General features: G+C 62.2%; 1 protein-coding gene. It reads right to left on the reverse strand.

Annotated elements, in window-relative coordinates; genetic code table 11:
* A partial coding sequence (locus tag ACETPC_RS23800) for a calcium-binding protein (RefSeq protein ID WP_380184897.1) occupies positions 1–640 on the reverse strand: 640 nt, incomplete at both ends.

Below are 640 nucleotides of genomic sequence, written 5' to 3' on the forward strand. Positions count from 1 at the left end.
CGTTGCCCTCGTTGCCCGTCAGCGTGCTGCCGCTGCTGTAGGCCTGCAGCGTGTTGTTGCCCGCGTCGCCGGTCAGCGCTTTTGCCAGCAAATCTTCTCTGGTCCACACCGTGCCGTCTTCAAAGCGCACCTCGTCTATCGCATTGCCGCTGGTGCCGTCGTTCAGGAAGAAGGAGTAAACGTTTATCCGGTCCGTTGTGCCCTTCACGTTCAGGTACAGCGAGCTACCGCTGCGCTCGAGCGCTATTTCCTCCGGCCGGATGCCGTCAGTGAACTGCAGCACGTCCGTTTTGTTTGCGCCCGCGTCGTTGTTGTAGATGGTGTCCCGGCCGTCGCCGCGGCCAAACACGTAGGTGTCCGAACCCGCCCCGCCGTGCAGGCTGTCGTTGCCTTTGCCGCCAATCAGCACGTCGTTGCCCGCGCCGCCTTTAAGCGTGTCGTTACCCTCGTTACCCGTCAGCGTGCTGCCGCTGCTGTAGGCCTGCAGCGTGTTGTTGCCCGCGTCGCCGGTCAGCGCTTTTGCCAGCAAATCTTCTCTGGTCCACACCGTGCCGTCTTCAAAGCGCACCGCGTCTATCGCATCGCCGCTGGTGCCGTCCTTCCAGAAAAAGTAGTCGACGCGCACCTTGTCCGTTGTGTC

Source organism: Pantoea sp. sgz302252 (genome assembly GCF_042610525.1).
GTDB lineage: Bacteria > Pseudomonadota > Gammaproteobacteria > Enterobacterales > Enterobacteriaceae > Erwinia.